The sequence below is a fragment of the Streptomyces sp. NPDC047085 genome, assembly GCF_040643735.1.
In the GTDB taxonomy this organism is placed as follows: Bacteria; Actinomycetota; Actinomycetes; order Streptomycetales; family Streptomycetaceae; genus Streptomyces.
The window spans coordinates 347,026-366,481 of sequence record NZ_JBEYUW010000007.1 but is presented as its reverse complement, the minus strand read 5'-3'; the positions used below and the strand labels follow the sequence as shown (position 1 = coordinate 366,481).

General features: G+C 71.9%; 16 protein-coding genes and 2 pseudogenes. 8 read left to right on the top strand and 10 right to left on the bottom strand.

Going from position 1 to position 19,456, the window contains the following annotated elements; translation table 11 throughout:
* The 6 genes from ABZ865_RS25295 to ABZ865_RS25270 all read left to right on the top strand — a co-directional run bounded on the left by ABZ865_RS25295 (nucleotide 1) and on the right by ABZ865_RS25270 (nucleotide 5,339).
* Nucleotides 1-696, top strand: coding sequence for an XRE family transcriptional regulator (locus ABZ865_RS25295; protein ID WP_361234511.1), 696 nt, complete (start codon nucleotides 1-3; stop codon nucleotides 694-696).
* Between the two features lie 81 nt (nucleotides 697-777).
* Nucleotides 778-1,749 carry an NADPH:quinone oxidoreductase family protein gene (locus tag ABZ865_RS25290; protein ID WP_361234508.1) on the top strand — a complete coding sequence of 324 codons (972 nt, stop codon included), beginning with the start codon at nucleotides 778-780 and terminating at the stop codon, nucleotides 1,747-1,749.
* Nucleotides 1,746-2,927 (top strand): acyl-CoA dehydrogenase family protein, encoded by a 1,182-nt coding sequence (locus ABZ865_RS25285; RefSeq protein ID WP_361234505.1) that lies wholly within the window; start codon nucleotides 1,746-1,748, stop codon nucleotides 2,925-2,927. Before ABZ865_RS25290 ends, ABZ865_RS25285 begins: the two co-directional genes overlap by 4 nt.
* Nucleotides 2,924-4,006 carry an acyl-CoA dehydrogenase family protein gene (locus ABZ865_RS25280; RefSeq protein WP_361234502.1) on the top strand — a complete coding sequence of 361 codons (1,083 nt, stop codon included), beginning with the start codon at nucleotides 2,924-2,926 and terminating at the stop codon, nucleotides 4,004-4,006. Before ABZ865_RS25285 ends, ABZ865_RS25280 begins: the two co-directional genes overlap by 4 nt.
* 172 nt (nucleotides 4,007-4,178) lie before the next feature.
* Complete coding sequence (locus ABZ865_RS25275; protein WP_361234499.1) at nucleotides 4,179-5,042, top strand: phosphatidylinositol-specific phospholipase C/glycerophosphodiester phosphodiesterase family protein; 864 nt, start codon at nucleotides 4,179-4,181, stop codon at nucleotides 5,040-5,042.
* Between the two features lie 102 nt (nucleotides 5,043-5,144).
* The gene (locus ABZ865_RS25270) at nucleotides 5,145-5,339 is read left to right on the top strand and encodes a hypothetical protein (RefSeq protein ID WP_361234496.1); all 195 of its coding nucleotides are present in this window, start codon (nucleotides 5,145-5,147) and stop codon (nucleotides 5,337-5,339) included.
* 1 nt (nucleotide 5,340) lies between these two features.
* Here ABZ865_RS25270 and ABZ865_RS25265 read toward each other — a convergent pair whose 3' ends face one another.
* The 3 genes and pseudogenes from ABZ865_RS25265 to ABZ865_RS25255 form a co-directional block, all read right to left on the bottom strand.
* On the bottom strand, nucleotides 5,341-6,579 hold the full coding sequence (locus tag ABZ865_RS25265; protein ID WP_361234494.1) for a phosphodiester glycosidase family protein: 1,239 nt from the start codon (nucleotides 6,577-6,579) through the stop codon (nucleotides 5,341-5,343).
* Between the two features lie 75 nt (nucleotides 6,580-6,654).
* Entirely contained in the window at nucleotides 6,655-7,014 is a 360-nt protein-coding gene (locus tag ABZ865_RS25260) for a DUF779 domain-containing protein (protein WP_361234491.1), read from the bottom strand.
* Nucleotides 7,015-7,174: 160 nt separating this feature from the next.
* Nucleotides 7,175-7,988, bottom strand: a pseudogene (locus ABZ865_RS25255) (cytosine permease); the annotation flags it as partial.
* On the opposite strand from ABZ865_RS25255, the gene ABZ865_RS25250 reads away from it, so the two are divergent.
* A complete protein-coding gene (locus ABZ865_RS25250) occupies nucleotides 7,963-8,595 on the top strand; it encodes an amidohydrolase family protein (protein ID WP_361234488.1) in 633 nt (210 codons plus the stop codon). The pseudogene ABZ865_RS25255 and the gene ABZ865_RS25250 sit on opposite strands and share 26 nt — an antisense overlap.
* A 106-nt stretch (nucleotides 8,596-8,701) precedes the next feature.
* Here ABZ865_RS25250 and ABZ865_RS25245 read toward each other — a convergent pair whose 3' ends face one another.
* The 4 genes from ABZ865_RS25245 to ABZ865_RS25230 all read right to left on the bottom strand — a co-directional run bounded on the left by ABZ865_RS25245 (nucleotide 8,702) and on the right by ABZ865_RS25230 (nucleotide 13,473).
* The gene (locus ABZ865_RS25245) at nucleotides 8,702-10,687 is read right to left on the bottom strand and encodes a peptidoglycan recognition family protein (protein ID WP_361234485.1); all 1,986 of its coding nucleotides are present in this window, start codon (nucleotides 10,685-10,687) and stop codon (nucleotides 8,702-8,704) included.
* A gap of 191 nt (nucleotides 10,688-10,878) precedes the next feature.
* Complete coding sequence (locus tag ABZ865_RS25240) at nucleotides 10,879-12,465, bottom strand: M1 family metallopeptidase (protein ID WP_361234483.1); 1,587 nt, start codon at nucleotides 12,463-12,465, stop codon at nucleotides 10,879-10,881.
* 147 nt (nucleotides 12,466-12,612) lie between these two features.
* The gene (locus ABZ865_RS25235; RefSeq protein ID WP_361234480.1) at nucleotides 12,613-13,023 is read right to left on the bottom strand and encodes a VOC family protein; all 411 of its coding nucleotides are present in this window, start codon (nucleotides 13,021-13,023) and stop codon (nucleotides 12,613-12,615) included.
* 9 nt (nucleotides 13,024-13,032) lie between these two features.
* Nucleotides 13,033-13,473: a helix-turn-helix transcriptional regulator gene (locus ABZ865_RS25230; RefSeq protein WP_361234477.1), complete on the bottom strand. Its 441-nt coding sequence runs from the start codon at nucleotides 13,471-13,473 to the stop codon at nucleotides 13,033-13,035.
* A gap of 259 nt (nucleotides 13,474-13,732) precedes the next feature.
* Between ABZ865_RS25230 and ABZ865_RS25225 the strand changes: the two genes are divergently transcribed.
* On the top strand, nucleotides 13,733-16,117 hold the full coding sequence (locus tag ABZ865_RS25225) for an excinuclease ABC subunit UvrA (protein ID WP_361234474.1): 2,385 nt from the start codon (nucleotides 13,733-13,735) through the stop codon (nucleotides 16,115-16,117).
* A 399-nt stretch (nucleotides 16,118-16,516) separates the two neighbouring features.
* Here ABZ865_RS25225 and ABZ865_RS25220 read toward each other — a convergent pair whose 3' ends face one another.
* From ABZ865_RS25220 to ABZ865_RS25210, 3 genes and pseudogenes are all read right to left on the bottom strand, one after another.
* Nucleotides 16,517-17,737 carry a cytochrome P450 gene (locus ABZ865_RS25220; RefSeq protein ID WP_361234604.1) on the bottom strand — a complete coding sequence of 407 codons (1,221 nt, stop codon included), beginning with the start codon at nucleotides 17,735-17,737 and terminating at the stop codon, nucleotides 16,517-16,519.
* Between the two features lie 33 nt (nucleotides 17,738-17,770).
* A pseudogene (locus ABZ865_RS25215) lies at nucleotides 17,771-19,141 on the bottom strand (FAD-dependent oxidoreductase); the annotation flags it as partial.
* A complete protein-coding gene (locus ABZ865_RS25210; protein WP_361234471.1) occupies nucleotides 19,138-19,365 on the bottom strand; it encodes a ferredoxin in 228 nt (75 codons plus the stop codon). The gene ABZ865_RS25210 and the pseudogene ABZ865_RS25215, both read right to left, overlap by 4 nt.
* Nucleotides 19,366-19,456 lie beyond the last annotated feature (91 nt).

The following is a 19,456-nucleotide window of genomic DNA, read 5'->3' as shown; positions in this document are numbered from 1 at the left end:
ATGAAGACCGAGCGGACCGAGAGCGCCGAGCGCACCGAAGGCGCCGATCGCACCGAACGCACCGGAGACGCGGAGCACAGCGGGAGCGCCGAGAGCACAGCGAGCGGCGCGAACACCGACGACGTTCTGGCGGGCGTCGGCCCGAGACTGCGGCGGATCCGCAAGGAGCGGGAGGTGACCCTGGCCGCGCTGTCCGAGGCCACGGGCATCTCCGTCAGCACCCTGTCCCGGCTGGAGTCGGGCCTGCGCAGACCCAGCCTGGAGCTGCTGCTGCCCATCGCCCAGGCCCACCAGGTCGCGCTGGACGAGCTGGTCGGGGCCCCGCCGGTCGGCGACCCCCGGGTGCGGGCCAGGCCCATGGAGCGCTACGGCCGCACCTTCTGGCCGCTGACCCGTCAGCCCGGCGGCCTCCAGGCCTTCAAGGTCCTCGAACCGAAGCGCAGCCTGGAGCCGGAGCCGCGCACCCACGAGGGCTACGAGTGGCTGTACGTGCTCGCGGGCCGGCTGCGGCTGGTGCTCGGCGAGCACGACGTGGTGCTGTCGGCGGGGGAGGCGGCCGAGTTCGACACGCGGGTGCCGCACTGGTTCGGGTCGACGGGGGAGGGGCCCGTGGAGTTCCTGAGCCTGTTCGGGCCGCAGGGGGAGCGGATGCACGTACGGGCGCGGCCGGCGGCTCGGCGCGGCCAAGTCGATTGACGCGCGCTGTTCCCTGATCAGCAAGCGACCGCTTAGTATGCCGCTGAGCCCGGTCGGACGACGCAGCGCTGGAGGCCCCGCATGCAGGCATGGCAAGTGCACGAGAACGGCGAGCCGAGCGAGGTCATGCGCCTCGCGGACGTGGAGCGGCCCACGCCCGGCGACGGCCAGGTGCTGCTGCGTGTGCGTGCCGCCAACGTCAACTTCCCGGACGCGCTGCTGTGCCGGGGTCAGTACCAGGTACGGCCGCCGCTGCCCTTCACGCCCGGCGTGGAGATCTGCGCCGAGACCGAGGACGGCCGCCGGGTGATCGCCAACCCCGCGCTGCCGTACGGCGGCTTCGCCGAGTACGCCGTCGCCGACGCCCGCGCCCTGCTGCCCGCGCCCGAGTCGCTGGACGACGCCGAGGCCGCCGCGCTGCACATCGGCTACCAGACGGGCTGGTTCGGCCTGCACCGCCGGGCGCACCTGGAGACGGGGGAGACCCTGCTCGTGCACGCGGCCGCCGGAGGCGTCGGCAGCGCCGCCGTACAGCTCGGCAAGGCGGCCGGGGCGAGGGTCATCGGCGTCGTGGGCGGCGCCGACAAGGCGGCCGTGGCCCGCGAGCTGGGCTGTGACGTGGTCGTGGACCGGCGCGCCGAGGACGTCGTCGCCGCCGTGAAGGAGGCCACCGGCGGGCGCGGTGCCGATGTGATCTACGACCCCGTCGGCGGCGAGGCGTACGCCCAGTCCGCCAAGCTCGTCGCCTTCGAGGGCCGGATCGTGGTCGTCGGCTTCGCCAGCGGCAGCATCCCGAGCCCGGCGCTCAACCACGCGCTGGTGAAGAACTACTCGATCGTGGGCCTGCACTGGGGCCTGTACAACACCAAGAACCCCAAGCTGGTGCTGCACTGCCACGAGCAGCTCACCGAGCTGGCCGCGCGGGGCGCGATCAAGCCGCTGGTGAGCGAGCGGGTGCCCCTGGAGGGGGCGGCCGGAGCCGTGCAGCGGGTCGCCGACGGGGTGACCACCGGCCGCGTGGCCGTGATGGTGGAGAAGGGAGCCACGGCATGACGGACGCCGCCGAACTCAAGCGCCGCACCGAGGAGTTGCTCGCCGCCCATCCGCCCGCGAGCACCGACCGCCTCGACTTCCTCCGGGCCCGGTTCGACGCCGGCCTCGCCTGGGTGCACTACCCGAAGGGCCTCGGCGGACTCGGTGTGCCCCGCTCCCTCCAGGCCGTCGTGGACGCCGAGCTGGAGGCGGCGGGCGCCCCCGACAACGACGCGCGCCGTAACGGCATCGGACTCGGCATGGCCGCGCCGACGATCCTCAAGTACGGCACCGACGAGCAGAAGCAGCGTTATCTGCGGCCGTTGTGGACGGGGGAGGAGGTCTGGTGCCAGCTGTTCAGCGAGCCCGGCGCCGGCTCCGACCTGGCCGCGCTCGGCACCCGGGCCGTGCGTGAGGGCGACGAATGGGTCGTCAACGGGCAGAAGGTGTGGACGTCCGGCGCGCACAACGCCCGCTGGGCCATCCTCATCGCCCGCACCGACCCGGACGTGCCCAAGCATGCGGGCATCACCTACTTCGTCTGCGACATGACCGACCCCGGCGTCGAGGTGCGGCCGCTGCGCCAGATCACCGGCGAGGCCGAGTTCAACGAGGTCTTCCTCACCGACGTCCGCATCCCCGACTCCCGCCGCCTCGGCGAGATCGGCGACGGCTGGCGGGTCGCCCAGACCACGCTCAACAACGAACGCGTCGCCATCGGCGGCATGCGGCTGCCCCGCGAGGGCGGCATGATCGGCCCGGTCTCGAAGACCTGGCGCGAACGCCCCGAACTGCGCACCCACGACCTCCACCAGCGGCTGCTCAAGCTCTGGGTGGAGTCCGAGGTCTCCCGTCTCACCGCCGAGCGCCTGCGCCAGCAGCTCGTCGCCGGGCAGCCGGGCCCCGAGGGCGCCGGCATGAAGCTCGCCTTCGCCCGCCTCAACCAGGAGATCAGCGGTCTGGAGGTCGAACTCCGCGGCGAGGAGGGCCTGCTGTACGACGACTGGACCATGCGCCGCCCCGAACTGGTGGACTTCGTGGGCCGCGACGCCGGCTACCGCTACCTGCGCTCCAAGGGCAACAGCATCGAGGGCGGGACCACCGAGATCCTGCTGAACATCGTCGCGGAGCGCGTCCTGGGCCTGCCCGCCGAACCGCGCACCGACAAGGACGTCGCATGGAAGGACCTGGCCCGATGAGCACACAGCCGGATCTGCTCTACTCCGAGGAGGAAGAGGCGCTGCGCGCCGCCGTCCGCGACCTGCTCACGGACCACTGCGACGCGGCGGGCGTGATCGCCCGCACGGAGTCGGACGCGCCGCACGACGTGTCGCTGTGGAAGGTGCTCTCCGGCGGGATGGGCCTCGCGGGCCTGCTCGTGCCCGAGGAGCTGGACGGCCAGGGTGCCACGCACCGGGAAGCCGCCGTCGTGCTCGAGGAGCTGGGGCGGGCGGTCGCGCCGGTGCCGTTCCTGACGAGCGCCGTCGTCGCCACCGAGGCGCTGCTGGCCTGCGGGGCCGACGACCTGCTTGCCGAACTGGCGTCCGCGACGACGATCGGCGCGCTGGCGGTCGGGCTGCACACCGCTCCGGGCGTTGCCTTCAAGACCGTACGACTCGAGAACGGCACCCTGCACGGGGAGTTGACCGGCATCGCCGACGCCGCCGTCGCGGACGTGCTGCTCGTGCCCGCGGACGACGGCGGCCTGTACGCGGTCGCCGCCTCCGCCGTGACCATCACCCCGCAGGCTTCCCTGGACCTGACCCGGCCGCTGGCCACCGTCACCCTCGACGGAACCCCGGGCCGCCGGCTGGGCGACGCCGAGCCCGCCGTACGACGTGCCCTGCGCGCCGCCGCCGGACTGCTCGCCTCCGAGCAACTGGGCGTCGCTGACTGGGCGTTGACCGAGACGGTCCGGTACCTGAAGGAGCGCAAGCAGTTCAACCGGCCCGTCGGCGGCTTCCAGGCGCTCAAGCACCGGCTGGCCCAGCTGTGGCTGGAGGTCGTCAACCTCCGGGCCGCCGCCCGCGCCGCCGCCGACGCGCTGGCCTCCGGCGAGGACACCGACATCACGGTGGCCGTCGCCCAGGCCTACGCCGCCCCCGTCGCCGTACACGCCACCGAGGAGGCGCTGCAGCTGCACGGCGGGATCGGCATGACCTGGGAGCACCCGGTGCACCTGTACCTGAAGCGGGCCAAGGCCGACTCGATCGCCTACGGCACCGCGGGCGCGCACCGGGAGGCACTGGCCGAACTGGTCGACCTCCAAGCGCCCTGACCCACGGCACGTGAAGCCCGCCCCACCTGGGGCGGGCTTTTCCGTGCCCGCGCTCCGGTGAAGTGAACAGAGGACAGCGGTCCGGCCAACTACCCGCAGGAAAGGGCCCCTTGAGTGACGCGCGCACGCATACTCCCTTCGGTCCCGTCCGGTCCCTCAAGGGAGGCAGCGCATGGCCCTCATCACCCGTCGCAGAGCCCTCACCACTCTGGGCGCCGCCCTCACGGGCGCCGTCGCCCTGCCCGCCGGCCAGGCCTGGGCGGGCGGCGGTCACCGCGGCCCGCGCCCGCTGTGGAACGCCCACGCCCACAACGACTACGCGCACCCGCGGCCCCTGTTCGACGCCCTCGACCACCGCTTCGGCAGCGTCGAGGCCGACATCTTCCTCGTCGGCGACCAGCTCCTCGTCGGGCACGACACCTCCGAGCTGGACCCCACCCGCACCCTCGAATCCCTCTACCTCGACCCGCTCGCCGCCCGGGTGAAGGCCGACCAGGGCTCCGTTTACCGGGGCTGGCGCACGCCGGTGCAGCTCCTCATCGACATCAAGACCGAGGGCTCCGCCACCTACCTCGAACTCGACCGCCACCTGAGGCGCTACCCGCACCTGTTCACCCGCTACGCCCACGGCCGCGTGCACCCGGGCCCGGTCACCGCCGTCATCTCCGGCGACCGCGCCGCCCGCGTCCCGATGGAGGCCCAGACCGAGCGCCGCGCCTTCTACGACGGCCGGCTCGCCGACCTCGGCACCTCGGCCCCCGCCTCCTTCGCCCCGCTGATCAGCGACAACTGGACCCTGAACTTCACCTGGCAGGGCGTGGGCGCCTTCCCGGAGGCCGAGCGGCAGAAGCTGCGCAGCATCACCGCCGCCGCCCACGCGCGCGGGCAGCGGATCCGGTTCTGGGCCACCCCGGACGCCCCCGGCCCCGCCCGTGACGCGCTGTGGACCGAACTGCTCGCGGGCGGCGTCGACTACCTCAACACCGACGACCTCGCCGGCCTGGAGGCCTTCCTCGACGCCCACCCGTCCGCGTAACACCACACGAACGGGGGACACGTCAGCCGCCCGGGCACACCCTCCGCTACGCCACACTTGCGGCCGAACGCCGCTCAAGGGGCGTGGCGGAGGAGGTTCCCGATGGCCGTTTCCATCTCTGTGGTGCTGCTGCTCCTGATCATCGCCGTGATCTTCATGCGCAACGGCTCGCTGAAGATCACGCACGCCCTGGTCTGCATGCTGCTGGGCTTCTTCATGGCCGGCACCAGCGTGGCGCCCACCATCCAGAGCGGACTCACCGCGACCGCCACGCTGGTGGGCGGCCTGAAGCCCTGAGTCAGGGCGTCGAGAAGACCCCGATGCCGTTCGGCACCGGACGCTCGCCGCCGCCGCTCGGGTGGTTGAGCACCGTCACGGCGCTCGCGCCCGGCGCCCGCGTGACCATCTCCGTCGAGCCTCCGCCGTCGAGGTTGAACGCGTCCGACGCGCCCAACTCCCGCAGGGTGTCCGCCTCCTCCGCGATGGTCATGCCGGTCCGGTAGGCGGCGGCCCCGTCCAGCGCGAGGAGCAGCATGTGGCGTCCGTCGTCCGTGAAGCCGACGGCGGTGCGCACGGCCGAGGTGGTGTCGTCCAGCCCGGACAGCGGCGCGCCGTCCCGCAGGACCGGGTAGCCGCCGAGCGCGAACACGTACGGAACCTTGGACGACGCCGCCACCAGGTCGTGCGTGACCGTGACCGGGTCGCCCACCGACAGCTTGCGCAGCTGCTGCGCCCCGGCCTCGCGCCCCACCAGGACCGTGCTGTCGGTACCGATCGACCCGCTGCCCGGGGTGTCGGAGGCGGAGACGACCCGGCCGTCCTCCACCGTGACCTCGTAGGTGTCCGTGCTGCACTTCGCCGCCCGGTCGGTGTCGGTGCCGCAGGTGGCCCGGACCCGGGAGACGGTCCCCCAGCGCGCGGTGAAGGCGCCCACGGAGTTCACCGGCAGCGCGTACTGGTTGAGGCCCTTGAGCGGCAACTGCCCCTCCGGCGTGGTGACCGAGCCGACGAGGCTGAGGCGGTCCAGCCGGGCCCGGCCGTCCGTGCCCACGCCGAACACGTCCTGCGTGGTCGTCCCCGGCGGCAGCGAGGGCCCGAACCGCTGGCCCTTCGGCACCGCCGCCTTGAGCACCTGCCCGTCCGCGATCGCCGGTCCCACGGTCGCGCCGGTGGCCTCGACGCCCGGGTGCTGGGTCTCGGTGATGTTGAAGAAGTCACCGTTGACGCCCGCGACCGCGCCGGCCGAGTCGGCCAGCCTCGAGACGGTCGCGCGGGCGGCCACCGCACCCGGATACAGCAGGTCGAGGCGGACGTGCGGATTGCCCAGCTCGACGGTGAGCAGATGGGCGTGGGCCGTGCCCGCCGCCGTCGGCACGTCGAACTGCCGGTAGGAGACACCCGGTGTGATGTGTCTGCCCGCCGGTACGGCACCGGCCGGTGCGGCACCGGTCAGGGCCGCGCCGGCCAGTGCGCTGAACGCGGTGAGAACCGTGAGAACCGATCTGCTCGCTGCGGAATGCCGCCGGCGTCGCGCCACTGCGCCCCCTGATGTCTCGTCAACCGTCCCAGGACTCTGGGGAAGTGCAGCAGACCGCACGGACCTTCGGGGTGGCTAGGCGTCGACTACGCGAGAACGGGTGAGAAAACGAACCCCCTCGGGTGCCTCCAGGGAGAAACCGCTCCCTCTCCCGGGCACCACGTCCACGATCAGCCGGGTGTGGCTCCACGCCTCGTACTGGCTCCTCGACATCCAGAACGTCACCGGCTCCTCGACGCCCTCCACCGCCAGTTCGGCCAGCAGCACGTCCGAGCCGCCGGTGCGGAACTCGCCGTCCGGGTAGCACATCGGCGCGCTGCCGTCGCAGCAGCCGCCGGACTGGTGGAACATCAGCGGCCCGTGCTCGGCCCGCAGCCGGCGCACCAGTTCGGCGGCCTCCGGGGTGAGTTCGACGCGGGGGACTACCTCTTCCATGGTCACCGTCCTGGCGAGCGGGTTCGTCGGGCGCGCTCCAGTCTCACGGCTCGTCAGGAACACGTCCAGCGGGCGTCCTTCGGCCGCGTGGGCTTCGCCCGGCAGTTGGGCGCCGATCCGGGGTTCCTCGGCGACGTGTGAGCGGCGCGGTCGGCCGGACTCAGTCCGTCCCGCGCACCCGTGCCCCGCGCATCGTGAGCGCGTACAGCGCCGACGTCACCAACAGCCCCACCGGAAGGGCGAGGTCGACGTGGCCGAGGGCCGCGGCCACGGGGCCGGTGTACGCGGTGTCGACGCAGAGCGCGGACGCGGTGACCCCCGCGTCGAGCGACAGCGCCCCGGGCCAGTTGACGCCGCCGGAGTACCAGAAGGGGCTGCCCGGGGTCTCGTCGGCGAGGGCGATGCCGTCGTAGCAGGTGGCGTAGAGGGCCATGCTGGGGCCGAGCAGGACGACGGTCAGCTGCAGCACGTTGCTTGTCCAGGAAGTCGGACACGAGCAGGGCGTAGAGGGTCAGCGAGACCGAGACGACACCGTCGACCAGCACACTGCGCGAGCGCCGGATGCGCAGACCGACGGCCTGGAGGGCGAGTCCGGCGCTGTAGGCGGTCAGCGCGTTCAGGGCGACCGTGCCCAGGACCAGCGCGAGCAGGAACACCGGGCCGAACCAGCCGGGCAACAGCCCCTCCAGCGCGCTCTGCGGGTCGCTCATGTCGACGGCGGTCGCGGCGAACGCGCCCAGACAGCAGACCACGGTGCCCGGCAGGAACCCGCCGAGCGCGGTCCACCCGGCGACCGCCTTCGGGGACGCGGTGCGCGGCAGATAGCGGGAGAAGTCGGCGCTGGTGGTGTACGACAGCGGACCCGAGGCGATCAGGGCGACGCCGGCCAGCACGGTCGCCCACAGCGCGCTGCCGGTCAGCGGGTGCTCCGGGACGTAGCCGAAGTCGGTGTGCCGCACCACGACCCACGCGATCGGCGACGCCGCCGTCCGGCATGTGCTCGACTCCGTCGAGAAGGCCCACGCGGAGAGCCCCGCCCTCGTACGGCACCGGGTCGAGCACATCGAGACCGTGCCCGACGACACCGTACGGCGGTTCGCGCGGCTCGGCGTGGCCGCGTCCATGCAGCCCACCCACTGCTGCGAGTTCACCCGGGCCGACCACACCGACAACTGGTCCCGCCGGCTCGGCGAGGAGCGCGCCGGGCGCGCCTTCCGCTGCCGTGACCTGTGGGACGCCGGCGCGCGGGTCGTCCTCGGCTCCGACTGGCCCATCGCCCCGTTCCCGCCCCTGCAGGTCATGGCCGGCGCCCGCCACCGCCGTTCCGCCGACCTGTCCCTGCCCCCGCACGGCCCCGAACAGGCCCTCACCCCGCTCCAGGCGCTGCAGGGTTACACCGTGAACGCGGCCTGGGCCGCCGGGGAGGAGGACGTCGCCGGCCGGATCGCCGTCGGCCGCCGCGCCGACCTCACGGTCCTGGCCGAGAACCCGCTGGACGTCCCCGACAGCGAGCTGGCCGACGTGCCGGTCCTCCTCACGGTGGTCGGGGGCCGGCCCACCCACCGGGCCGCCCACCTCTGACGAACAGGGCCGAGGCCGACGACGAACAAGGCGGGCGCCGGCGACGAACGCGGCGGAGGCCGGCCCGACGGCGCCCGAGGGCGGCGCCGGGCCGGCCTCCGCCGGGTCAGTGCCCGGAGGCTTTCGGCGACTGCGCGGACGGGCCCGCCGCGGCCGGCGGCTCCAGCACGTCCACGTCGCTCGCCCGGACGTAGGCGAGCCGGTGGCCGAGCTGGATCTCGTAGTACCGCTCCTCGCCCTTGATCACCGGGGCCGGCGTGCTGCCGAAGGTCGACCTGTCGACGTAGGTACCGCGCACCCGGGACTGCGTCACATAGCGCTGGCCCGCGCTGAGCGTGTACGGCAGCGGGGACGCGTCCTGCTCCTCCACGTCCTCCGGGTAGGCGTCCCCCTCCGGGAGCGCACGGCCGAACGCCTCGACCTCGTCCAGGCCGGCCTTCGGGGTCACCGTCCGGGCGCGCGCACCGACGGCCGTCGGAGCGTCCTTCGGGTTCCTGAACCAGGCCTTGTGGCCCTGGAACCAGATCGCCGTCCAGTCGTTCCGGCGGTCGGCGACCGCGAACATCTGGCCCGCGGAGACCCGCGACCCCAGGTCGTTGACGTCCACCGTGGATTCCTCGCCGTCGGGGTGCCGGCCCGGGTCCTGGATGAGCGGAGCGTCCTCGGACGGCTCCGTGTACAGGCGGACGGCGCTGGAGCCGTGCGGCGCGCACGGCACACCGCTCGCGGTGCACCCCGTGAACTTCGGCGAGTGGTGGGGGTAGTCCGGCAGGATCATCACGACGTCGCTGTCCGGACCGGCCGTGGCCCGCAGCGGCGCGCCGAGCAGGTCGAAGTAGTGCCGCCAGTCCCAGAAGGGACCCGGGTCGTCGTGCATGTCCGGGATGGAGTCGGTGGTCGGGGAGGGCACGTTGTCGTGGCCGAAGATGTGCTGGCGGTCGAGCGGGATCTGGTACTTCTTCGCCAAGTACCGCACCAGCCGGGCCGAGTTCCGGTACATCTGCTCGGTGTACCAGGCGTCGGGCTGCCTGAGGAAACCTTCATGCTCGATGCCGATCGAGCGCCCGTTCACGAACTGGCTGCCCGAGTGCCAGGCCGCGTCCTTGAGCTTGACGTGCTGGGTGACCTGGCCGTCGGTGGAGCGGATGGAGTAGTGCCACGACGCTTCCGCCGGATCCTGGATGGTCTGCAGCATCGACGCCAGGGGCGCCTCGGTGTCGTGGATGACGATGTAGTCGATCCGCTGGTCCTTGGGCCGGTCGGCCAGGTCGTGGTTGCCGTACGCGTCACCGTCGTCGTACTCGACATAGGGCGCGCTGAGCCAGGAACAGGCCAGCTCCGGCGGGCACTCGGCGTCCTTCGAGCGCGGCGCGCCCTGGGTGGTGGGAGCGTGCGGGTGCACCTTGGGGTTCGCGAGGAGGGTGACGTGCTGCCCCGCGTCGGTGGTCCGGCGCGCGCCCTGGTGGATCACCTCGAAGACGTCGTTCGCGTACGTCGCCGCCGTCGTGGGGTCGTTCGCGCCCGGGAAGCGCGCCACGGCGTCCCACCAGTCCAGCGGGTTGGTACTGAGCGGCTTGCCGAGCTGCCGCTGGGCCGCGGCGAGCAGGGCCGCGCCGCCACGCACGTTGGCCTTGTCGTCGTTCCGCAGCCGTTCGGCCGGCAGTCCGAGCAGGCTCGCCGCCCGGCGCAGGTTCGCCGCCTGGGGGGAGCTGAGCCACCGCTGCGTGACGGCCGGGGACGCCGTCGTGCCGCCGGGCAGGGTGTTCGGGCGGTGCGGCGCCTTCTGCGGCTTGGGTCCGAGCTCGTCCACCAGGTGCATCGGCCCGTAGCCGCCGACGACGCTCGGGGTGCCCGGGTGGGAGTCCCACCGCGACTGCAGGTAGGACACGCCCATCAGCACGCTTCGGGGCACGTGGAACTCGTCCGCGGCGGCGGTGTAGTCGTCCTGCAGGCGCTGGTCGGCCGGTGCGCCGGCATCGCCCGAGCAGTCGACCAGCAACGGCACCAGAAGCGCCGCCGAAGCGGTCACACAGATGATCCGCCGGTGCCCGCGTACGGCACTGGAGACGCGGGAGGCGGCGCGTTTTCTCATACAGGAGTCTCCAATGGGGTTGGCGTGGCCAGAGAAATGCGACCAGGGCACAGGGGACTGCCCGTCACGTCACCCCTCGTACGTTTCCTTGCCTCGCGCGCCGCGTCGCGCCGAGCGTCAACCACGTGGACCAGCCCCCGGGCACAGGCCACCCGGTCGGCGGCAGCCCGCCCCGCCCCGCGGGGGAGGGCTCAGTCCCCCTCGACAGGGTCCACCTGCCAGTCGGGATGCCCGGGCATCCGGGGGGCGTGCGCCCCGTACAGCCACGGCGTCAGAAAGGGCGTCAGGTCCTCACCGGCCACGTCGGAGGCGAGTCTGACGAAGTCTCGGGTACCGGCCACCCGGCCCCGGTACGTCGTCACCCAGGACCGCTCGATCCGCTCGAAGGTGTCCTCGCCCACCTTCTCCCGCAGCGCGTAGAGCACCAGTGCCGAGCCGTCGTAGCGCATTTGCCGGAAGAGGGTCGACGCGGTGGGCTCGGCGGGCGCGCCGTCGTCGTGCCGCCACTGGTCGTGCTGTTCGTAGGCGGCCCGCATCATGTCCTCCAGGCTGATGCCGCCGTGGGTGTCGGAGTAGAGCAGCTCGTAGAAACGGGCGTGCCCCTCGCTCAGCCACAGGTCGGACCAGCGCCGGATCGCGACGCTGTCGCCGGTCCAGTGGTGGGCGAGTTCATGGACGAGGTTGCGTTCGGCGTCGACCCGGTCGCCCAGCAGGTCGGCGCTCGGTACGACGGACAGCGACTGCGTCTCCAGCGCCACCGGCAGATCGGTGTCCCCGACCAGCACGCCGTACCGGCGGAAGGGATAGGGGCCGAGCCGCTGCTCCAGCCAGGCCAGATGGTCCGGGGTGAGCGAGCGGTACGCCTCGGTGTCGCCGACCAGACCCTCCGGCACCACGTCCCGGACCGGCAGCCCGCGCGGGCCCGTGCTCCGCGCCACGGTGAACTTCCCGATGGCCACCTGGACCAGCTGGGCGGCGAGCGGATGCTCCGAGTCGTACGTCCACCGGATCCGCCCGTCGGGCTGCCGGACGCGTTCGACGAGCCGCCCGTTCGCCACCGCCGTCAGATCCGGGGGCGTGGTGATCCGGAAGGTGAACGGCGCCCGCAGACTGGGGTGGTCGTCGACCGGGAAGATCATCTTGGCGCCGTCCGGCTGGGGGGACAGCAGGGTCCCGTCGTCGGTGGGCACCCAGCCGTAGTCCTGGATGGCGTCGTCACGGTGCCGGTGCTGCGTCGGGTCCGCGGTGTACGCGACCCGGACCGTGAACGCGCGGCCGCGGGCCACGGGCCTGGCCGGAGTCACCGTCAACTCGTCCCCGTCGCGCACGGCCCTGGCCGGGGCGCCGTCGACGGTGACCCCACGCAGGGTGTTGCCCGCGAAGTCGAGGTCGAAGCGGGACAGCGCCTGCGTGGCCGTGGCACTGATGGTGGTCGTCGCCGCGAACGGCGTACGGGGAGCACGCCAGTCGAAGTCGAGGGTGTAGCGGCGGACCGTGTAGCCGCCGTTGCCGTCGAGCGGGAAGAGCGGGTCGCCGACACCCCGGGCACCGGGGGACGGCACCTCGCCGGGCGGGTGGGCGGAGGCGCCGGGGGCGGGGTGCCCGGGCCGCACCGGCGCCCTGTGCTCGCCGAACGGCCCGGCCACGGCGAAGACGGCGGCCCCCGCGACACCGACCACACCGGTCAGCGCGAGGGCCGCACGGCGGGTTCCGACGCGGGCCCGGGCCCCTCCGCCCGGCCCCGGGTCCCGCGGCGACCGCGAGAACGAACCCTTCACCGGACGAGGCGAGGGGCGGGAAGAGCCGCACGGATCGGCCGGCCGACGGCAGTCGTGTTGTCCATGGCGGCACTATGTCACCAAGAGTTGACTCGTGAGGTGTATATACCTATTTGCTCGCTTTTCGGTGTCCGAGTGAGGTGGGGGTCAGGCCGCCGGTGCCTGGGAGATGCGGACCAGGTTGCCCGAGGGGTCGCGGAACGCGCAGTCGCGGGGGCCCCAGGGCTGGTCCATGGGCTCCTGCAGCACCTCGGCGCCGGACGCCCGTATCTTCTCGAAGGCCGCGTCGAGGTCGTCCACGCGGAAGACGAGGTTCGGCAGCACGCCCTTGGTGAGCAGTTCCTGCAGGGCGTCGCCGTCGGCCTCGGAGCGGCCGGCGTGCGGCTCCGAGAGCACGATCTCCAGGCCCGGCTGGTCCGGGCTGCCGAGGGTGACCCAGCGGAACCCGCCCGCGGAGACGTCGTTGTGCACCTCGAGGCCGAGCGCGTCGCGGTAGAAGCCGAGCGACTCGTCCGGGTCGTTGACGGTGATGTGGCAGTACTGCAGCGCGATGGTCATGCGACCACGTTAGGCCGCCGCCTCCCCGGCCGCTTCCTCGCTCCGTCCCGGCCGCGTTCTGGTCGGCCGGGTGCGCAGCTTCGCCACGCACGCGGGCATCGCCGCCACGGCGTGGTGCTCCCGGCCGCGGTACGCGCTCGGCGTCTCACCCACCAGCTCGGTGAAGCGCGAGCTGAAGGAGCCGAGCGAGGTACAGCCGACCGCCATGCACGCGTCGGTCACGCTCATACCGCCCCGCAGCAGCGCCATCGCCCGCTCGATCCGGCGCGTCATCAGGTAGCTGTACGGTGTCTCGCCGTAGGCCGCCCGGAACTGTCTCGAGAAGTGCCCCGGCGACATCAGCGCGTACCGGGCCATGCTCGGCACGTCGAGCGGACGGGCGTACTCCCGGTCGATCAGGTCCCGGGCCCGGCGCAGATGCGCGAGGGCGGCGAGGTCTTGCGGGTTCATGGGACGACGCTAACACCGGCCACTGACAGCGCCTGTGACCTGCGGGAACGGCGCGCTGTGGGAAGCGGTGGGCGCGGGATGTGGGGCAGGTCACCGGGGCCGGTCAGGATCGGAGAAGCGCGGCCCCGCCGGTCGTCCGTACTGTGGCGGCCGTGGACATCGGGGTGTGCCGAGACGCCGGAAAAGACCAGCCGGCGGCAGGCGGCCGGACGTACTGTTCGATGCTGGATCGCCCCCCGACAGATGGAGACCGGAGAGCATGGCCGAGAAGACGGACCCGCAGTCGCCCGCGCTGCACGCCGCCGACAGTCACGAGCTGATCCGCGTGCACGGCGCACGTGAGAACAACCTCAAGGACGTCAGCGTCGAGATCCCGAAGCGGCGGCTGACCGTGTTCACCGGCGTCTCCGGCTCGGGCAAGAGCTCGTTGGTGTTCGACACCATCGCCGCGGAGTCGCAGCGGCTGATCAACGAGACCTACAGCGCGTTCGTGCAGGGCTTCATGCCGACGCTGGCGCGGCCCGAGGTCGACGTGCTCGACGGGCTGACGACCGTGATCACCGTCGACCAGCAGCGGATGGGCGCCGACCCGCGCTCCACGGTGGGCACCGCCACCGACGCCAACGCGATGCTGCGCATCCTCTTCAGCCGGCTCGGCACGCCGCACATCGGCTCGCCCAAGGCGTTCTCCTTCAACGTCGCCTCGATCAGCGGAGCGGGCGCGGTCACCGTGGAGCGTGCCGGGCAGAAGGTGAAGGAGCGCCGCAGCTTCAGCATCACCGGCGGCATGTGTCCGCGCTGCGAGGGCCGGGGCTCGGTCACCGATCTCGACCACACCCAGCTCTACGACGCCTCCAAGTCGCTCAACGAGGGCGCGATCACCGTCCCCGGCTACAAGGGCGGCGGCTGGAACTCGCGCCTCTACAGCGAGTCCGGCTTCTTCGACCCGGACAAGCCGATCAGCAGGTTCACCAAGAAGGAGCTGCAGGACTTCCTGCACCGCGAGCCGACCCGGATGAAGATCGCGGGCATCAACATGACCTACGAAGGTCTGATCCCGCGCATCCAGAAGTCGATGCTCGCCAAGGACAAGGAGTCGATGCAGCCGCACATCCGCGAGTTCGTGGACCGGGCGGTCACCTTCACCACCTGCCCCGAGTGCGACGGAACCCGGCTGAACGAGGGAGCCCGGTCCTCGAAGATCAAGGGGATCAGCATCGCCGACGCCTGCGCGATGCAGATCAGCGACCTGGCCGACTGGGTGCGCGGCCTCGCCGAGCCGTCGGTGGCGCCCCTGCTCACCGCGCTCCAGCACTCCCTCGACTCGTTCGTGGAGATCGGCCTCGGCTACCTCTCCCTGGACCGGCCCGCGGGCACGCTCTCGGGCGGCGAGGCGCAGCGCGTCAAGATGATCCGCCATCTGGGCTCCTCGCTCACCGACGTCACCTACGTCTTCGACGAGCCCACCACGGGCCTGCACCCCCATGACATCCAGCGGATGAACGACCTGCTGCTGCGGCTGCGGGACAAGGGCAACACCGTGCTGGTCGTCGAGCACAAGCCCGAGGTGATCGCGATCGCCGACCACGTCGTCGACCTCGGCCCCGGCGCCGGTACGGCGGGCGGCACCGTCTGCTTCGAGGGCACCGTCGAGGGGCTGCGGACCGGCGGCACCATCACCGGCCGCCACTTCGACGACCGGGCCTCCCTCAAGGAGACGGTGCGCAAGCCCACCGGCGTGCTGGAGATCCGCGGCGCGACCGCGCACAACCTGCGCGACGTCGACGTCGACGTCCCGCTCGGCGTGCTCACGGTCATCACCGGCGTCGCCGGCTCCGGCAAGAGCTCGCTCGTGCACGGCTCGATCCCCGCCGACGCGGGTGTGGTCTCGGTCGACCAGGGCGCGATCCGCGGCTCCCGGCGGAGCAACCCGGCCACCTACACCGGGCTGCTCGACCCCATCCGCAAGGCGTTCGCCAAGGCCAACGGCGTCAAGCCCGCCCTGTTCAGCGCCAACTCCGAGGGCGCCTGCCCCACCTGCAACGGCGCCGGCGTCGTCTACACCGACCTGGCGATCATGGCCGGTGTCTCCACCACCTGCGAGGAGTGCGACGGCAAGCGGTTCGAGGCGTCGGTGCTCGACTACCACCTCGGCGGCCGCGACATCAGCGAGGTGCTCGCGATGCCGGTGACCGAGGCCGAGGAGTTCTTCGCCGCAGGCGAGGCCCACACCCCGGCCGCGCACCGCATCCTCCAGCGCCTCACCGACGTCGGGCTCGGCTACCTCACCATCGGCCAGCCGCTCACCACCCTGTCCGGCGGCGAGCGACAGCGGCTCAAGCTGGCCACCCACATGGCCGACAAGGGCGGCGTCTACGTCCTCGACGAGCCGACCGCCGGCCTCCACCTCGCCGACGTCGAGCAGCTGCTGGGCCTGCTGGACCGGCTGGTCGACTCCGGCAAGTCGGTCATCGTCGTCGAGCACCACCAGGCGGTCATGGCGCACGCCGACTGGATCATCGACCTCGGCCCCGGCGCCGGCCACGACGGCGGCCGCATCGTCTTCGAGGGCACCCCCGCCGACCTGGTCACCGCCCGCTCCACCCTCACCGGCGAGCACCTGGCGGCGTACGTCGGGAGGTGACCGGCTGGGCTGGGCTCGGTTGGGCTCGGCCCGGCCCGGCCCGGGCAGCGGCCACGGCTGGGCTCGCCCCGGCTGGGCTCGCCCCGGCTGGGCTCGACCCGGGCAGTGGCCACGGCCTCGGCGCGTCACATGTACGAGAGGTGAGCTCGTAGCTTGACCACCTCCGCACGCAGCGCCAACAACGCCGTGGCACGAGCCTTGCCGGGCCCCTTGGGCCCGACCCCTCTGCGCCTACGGCGCCGCGGCCGTGACCTGGGGCCGCAAGCGAGTTACGGCCGTGAGTAGAAACCTACGAACAAGGCCACGGTCAGGGCGATGCCTCCGGCGGGGGATCGGTCGGCACCGGGATGGAGGGGCGCCGTCCGCGGCGCGACCTTGCAGCTGCCCTCGGCTGCGGCGTCAACCGTCACCCTGCTCGATGTCCAGATGGATCGGACCTCGAAGAACGGGGCTGGGCCGGTACGGCGGCGGGTCGGCGACCAGCCTGGGGCGGTCGAGCCGGCGTGCCAGCTCGGTCAGCGCGATCTGGGTTTCCCGCCGGGCCAGTGGGCCGCCGAAGCACAGGTGGATGCCGCTGCCGAACCCCAGGTGCTGGTTGTCACGCCGATCCGGGTCGAAGCGGTCGGGATCGTGGAAGCGCTTCGGATCGCGGCTGCCTGAGGCCAGCATGAGCATGATCTGCGAACCCTTGGGGATGATGGTGTCGCCGACGGTGATATCGCTGTACGCCGCTCGGTAGGGAATGATGTGCACGGGGGGTTCGTAGCGCAGCAGTTCCTCGACCAGCGGCACGACGAGGTCCGGTTCGTCGCGTAGTCGCTGTAGCACCTGCGGGTGGCGCAGCAGCGTCAGCATGCCGTTGGTGATGAGGTTGACGATGGTCTCATGGCCGGCGATGAGCAGCAGTCTGGCGGTGGCGACGATGTCGGCGTCGGCCATCCGACCGTCGGGCCCGTCATCGTTGGCCAGCCGGCCCAACAGACCGTCGCCCGGCCGGCCGTGGCGCTGCTCCACCAGGCCGTCGAGGCACTGGCGCAAATCCTTGCGGGCCTGTAGACCCTTCTCCAGTTTCTCCTTCGGGTCGGTCTTGGGGTTGTAGTCGATCGAGTTCATGATGTCGTTCACCCAGAGGTGGAACCTCGGCTCGTCCTCGCGTGGCACGCCGAGCAAGTGACAGATCACGCTTACGGGGAGTGGGAGGGCGAAATCGTCGACGACGTCGATCTGCTCCTTGCCCGCGAAGCCGTCGATCAGGCCGCCGACGATGGCGGTCAGGTCGCCGTCCATGCCGGTCACCAGCCCTGGGGTGTGCGGGGGGCCGAAGGGACGCATTGCCATACGCCGCAGGCGATCGTGCTCGGGCGGGTCCATGTGGATGAACGACTCCGTGCCCTCTCCCGCGACCGAGGGCGTCGGACGCGACAGATTGCGCAGGTCGGAGCTCAGATGCGGGTCATTCAGTATGTCCGTGATCTCACGATAGGTACTAATGACGTAGCTGCCGTCCTCCTGTCGAGCCACCGGCGTCTCACGCAACTCGGCATACAGCGGGTACGGGTCGGCCCGGGCGGAGTAGTCGAAGATCCGTTGCAGCGTGCCGGGCGTCTCGGTCGTGGTCATCTGGCCTTCCACCTGCCGACGCTGGTGAAGGGTCGTGACGCGGCGTTCACCCGGGTCATGGCCTGTGACGACCACGGTGGCGCCCTGAGCGAGCAGGGCGGGGCCGGGGAAGTCGACGGGCACCGGTTTCATGTCGGTCGGCTGGTCCGGCGTGGGGCAGGGCGGCGGGAAAGGTGCGGCTGTCTCGATCAACCGTCGGTAGTGGTCCAGCCACTTGGCGTTGTTGAAGCTCACGGCAGCCGTGACGCGGCCCCGATAGCCATATGCGGTGACGAAGCGGTGGTCGTCCAGCGATCCCTGGGTGACGACCACCGCGTCGGCGAAGGTCGGCACGCCGACGGACTTGATGTTGACGCCGAACTGGATCGACCAGAACAGCGGGATGGACAGGTGGGGCCGGCGGTCCGCCTGGGCGCTGACCATGTTGTGTGCCGCGACCTCTGCCTGCTCCACGGCGTTGGCCCAGTGCTCCATTGAGATGAGCCGGTATTCGTAGATGGGGTTCGGGCAACGCGCCACGTCTCCCGCGACGAAGACGTCGTCGGTGACGCGGCCATTGATGTCGAGGGCGCGGCAGCCCGTGTCGCAGGTGATTCCCCACACGCCCGCCGCCAGTCCCGACTCCCGCAGCCACTCGGTGTTGCGGATGCTCCCGAGTGCCACCACCGCCACATCGGCGTCGACCGTACTGCCGTCGTCGAAGTGAGCACGGCGAAACCGTCCGTGCGCGTCGCCCTCAAGCCGGGCGACCTTGACACCGCAACGCAGGTCGACGCAGTGAGCGCGCTGCATGTCCGCCGCAACCTCACCGATCACGGCACCCAGCGCCCCGACCAGCGGGGCCGCCCCGAGTTCGGCGACGGTCACCGGGATGTCCCGCTCTCGGCAGACGGAGGCGATCTCGGAGCCGGTGAATCCCGCACCGATGACCAGAACGCGGGAAGGCCCGGCGGCGAGGGCCCGCTGCAGGCTCTCGGCATGCTCACGCGTACGTACGACGAACACCCCGTCCAGGGCCGCCTCGGACTCGACGAACCACGGCCGGGCCCGTACCCCGGTGGAGATCAACACCCGATCGAAGGGAACCTCACGTCCGTCGGCGAGTCGCACGTGGTTCGTCGCGAGGTCCAGCCCGCTGGCGGGCACGCCCAGCAGCCACTCCGCATCGATGCCACGACGGCGGGGCAAAGCGGTGCCCCCGGCAGGCACCCACTCGGTCAGCAGCTGCTTGGACAGGGGAGGCCGGTCGTAGGGCTCGCCCAGCTCGTCGCCGATCATGGTAAGCGATCCGGTGAAGCCCTCGTCTCGTAGCGCCTCCGCGGCCCGCAGTCCGGCCAGTGACGCCCCTACGACCACGATGCGGCCATCGCGCTTGAACGCTTGCAGGTTGTCGGCATTGGTCATGACTGCGACGCCTCCGCCGGTGCGTGCCGCGCCTCCAGCTGGTCGACCAGGATCGCCTGGACCGGGCAGGCCGCCGCGGCGCGTAGCACCTGGTTGCGCTGGGCGTCGTCGGGGTTCGGGTCGTACATGAGCGCTTCCTCGCCGTGCATCCGGAACGCCTCCGGAGCCAGGAACGCGCACTGCGCGTACCCCTTACATCGGGAAAGATCAACGACAACCTTCACCCAGACCTCCACAGGGAGTGGGAGCTGCAGACCCTCAAGCCGGCGCCACTCCGGCGCGCGACGGGGGATTCGGCCGCGAATTGATCATCGC

Bases quoted from the DNA above. Each gene is read 5' to 3' on its own strand.
- ABZ865_RS25280 (WP_361234502.1), top strand. From the start codon at position 2,924: ATGAGCACACAGCCGGATCTGCTCTACTCCGAGGAGGAAGAGGCGCTG.
- ABZ865_RS25270 (WP_361234496.1), top strand. From the start codon at position 5,145: ATGGCCGTTTCCATCTCTGTGGTGCTGCTGCTCCTGATCATCGCCGTG.
- ABZ865_RS25220 (WP_361234604.1), bottom strand. From the start codon at position 17,737: ATGACCACGACCGAGACGCCCGGCACGCTGCAACGGATCTTCGACTAC.
- ABZ865_RS25290 (WP_361234508.1), top strand. From the start codon at position 778: ATGCAGGCATGGCAAGTGCACGAGAACGGCGAGCCGAGCGAGGTCATG.
- ABZ865_RS25260 (WP_361234491.1), bottom strand. From the start codon at position 7,014: ATGGAAGAGGTAGTCCCCCGCGTCGAACTCACCCCGGAGGCCGCCGAA.
- ABZ865_RS25225 (WP_361234474.1), top strand. From the start codon at position 13,733: ATGGCCGAGAAGACGGACCCGCAGTCGCCCGCGCTGCACGCCGCCGAC.
- ABZ865_RS25230 (WP_361234477.1), bottom strand. From the start codon at position 13,473: ATGAACCCGCAAGACCTCGCCGCCCTCGCGCATCTGCGCCGGGCCCGG.
- ABZ865_RS25295 (WP_361234511.1), top strand. From the start codon at position 1: ATGAAGACCGAGCGGACCGAGAGCGCCGAGCGCACCGAAGGCGCCGAT.
- ABZ865_RS25285 (WP_361234505.1), top strand. From the start codon at position 1,746: ATGACGGACGCCGCCGAACTCAAGCGCCGCACCGAGGAGTTGCTCGCC.
- ABZ865_RS25275 (WP_361234499.1), top strand. From the start codon at position 4,179: ATGGCCCTCATCACCCGTCGCAGAGCCCTCACCACTCTGGGCGCCGCC.
- ABZ865_RS25245 (WP_361234485.1), bottom strand. From the start codon at position 10,687: ATGAGAAAACGCGCCGCCTCCCGCGTCTCCAGTGCCGTACGCGGGCAC.
- ABZ865_RS25235 (WP_361234480.1), bottom strand. From the start codon at position 13,023: ATGACCATCGCGCTGCAGTACTGCCACATCACCGTCAACGACCCGGAC.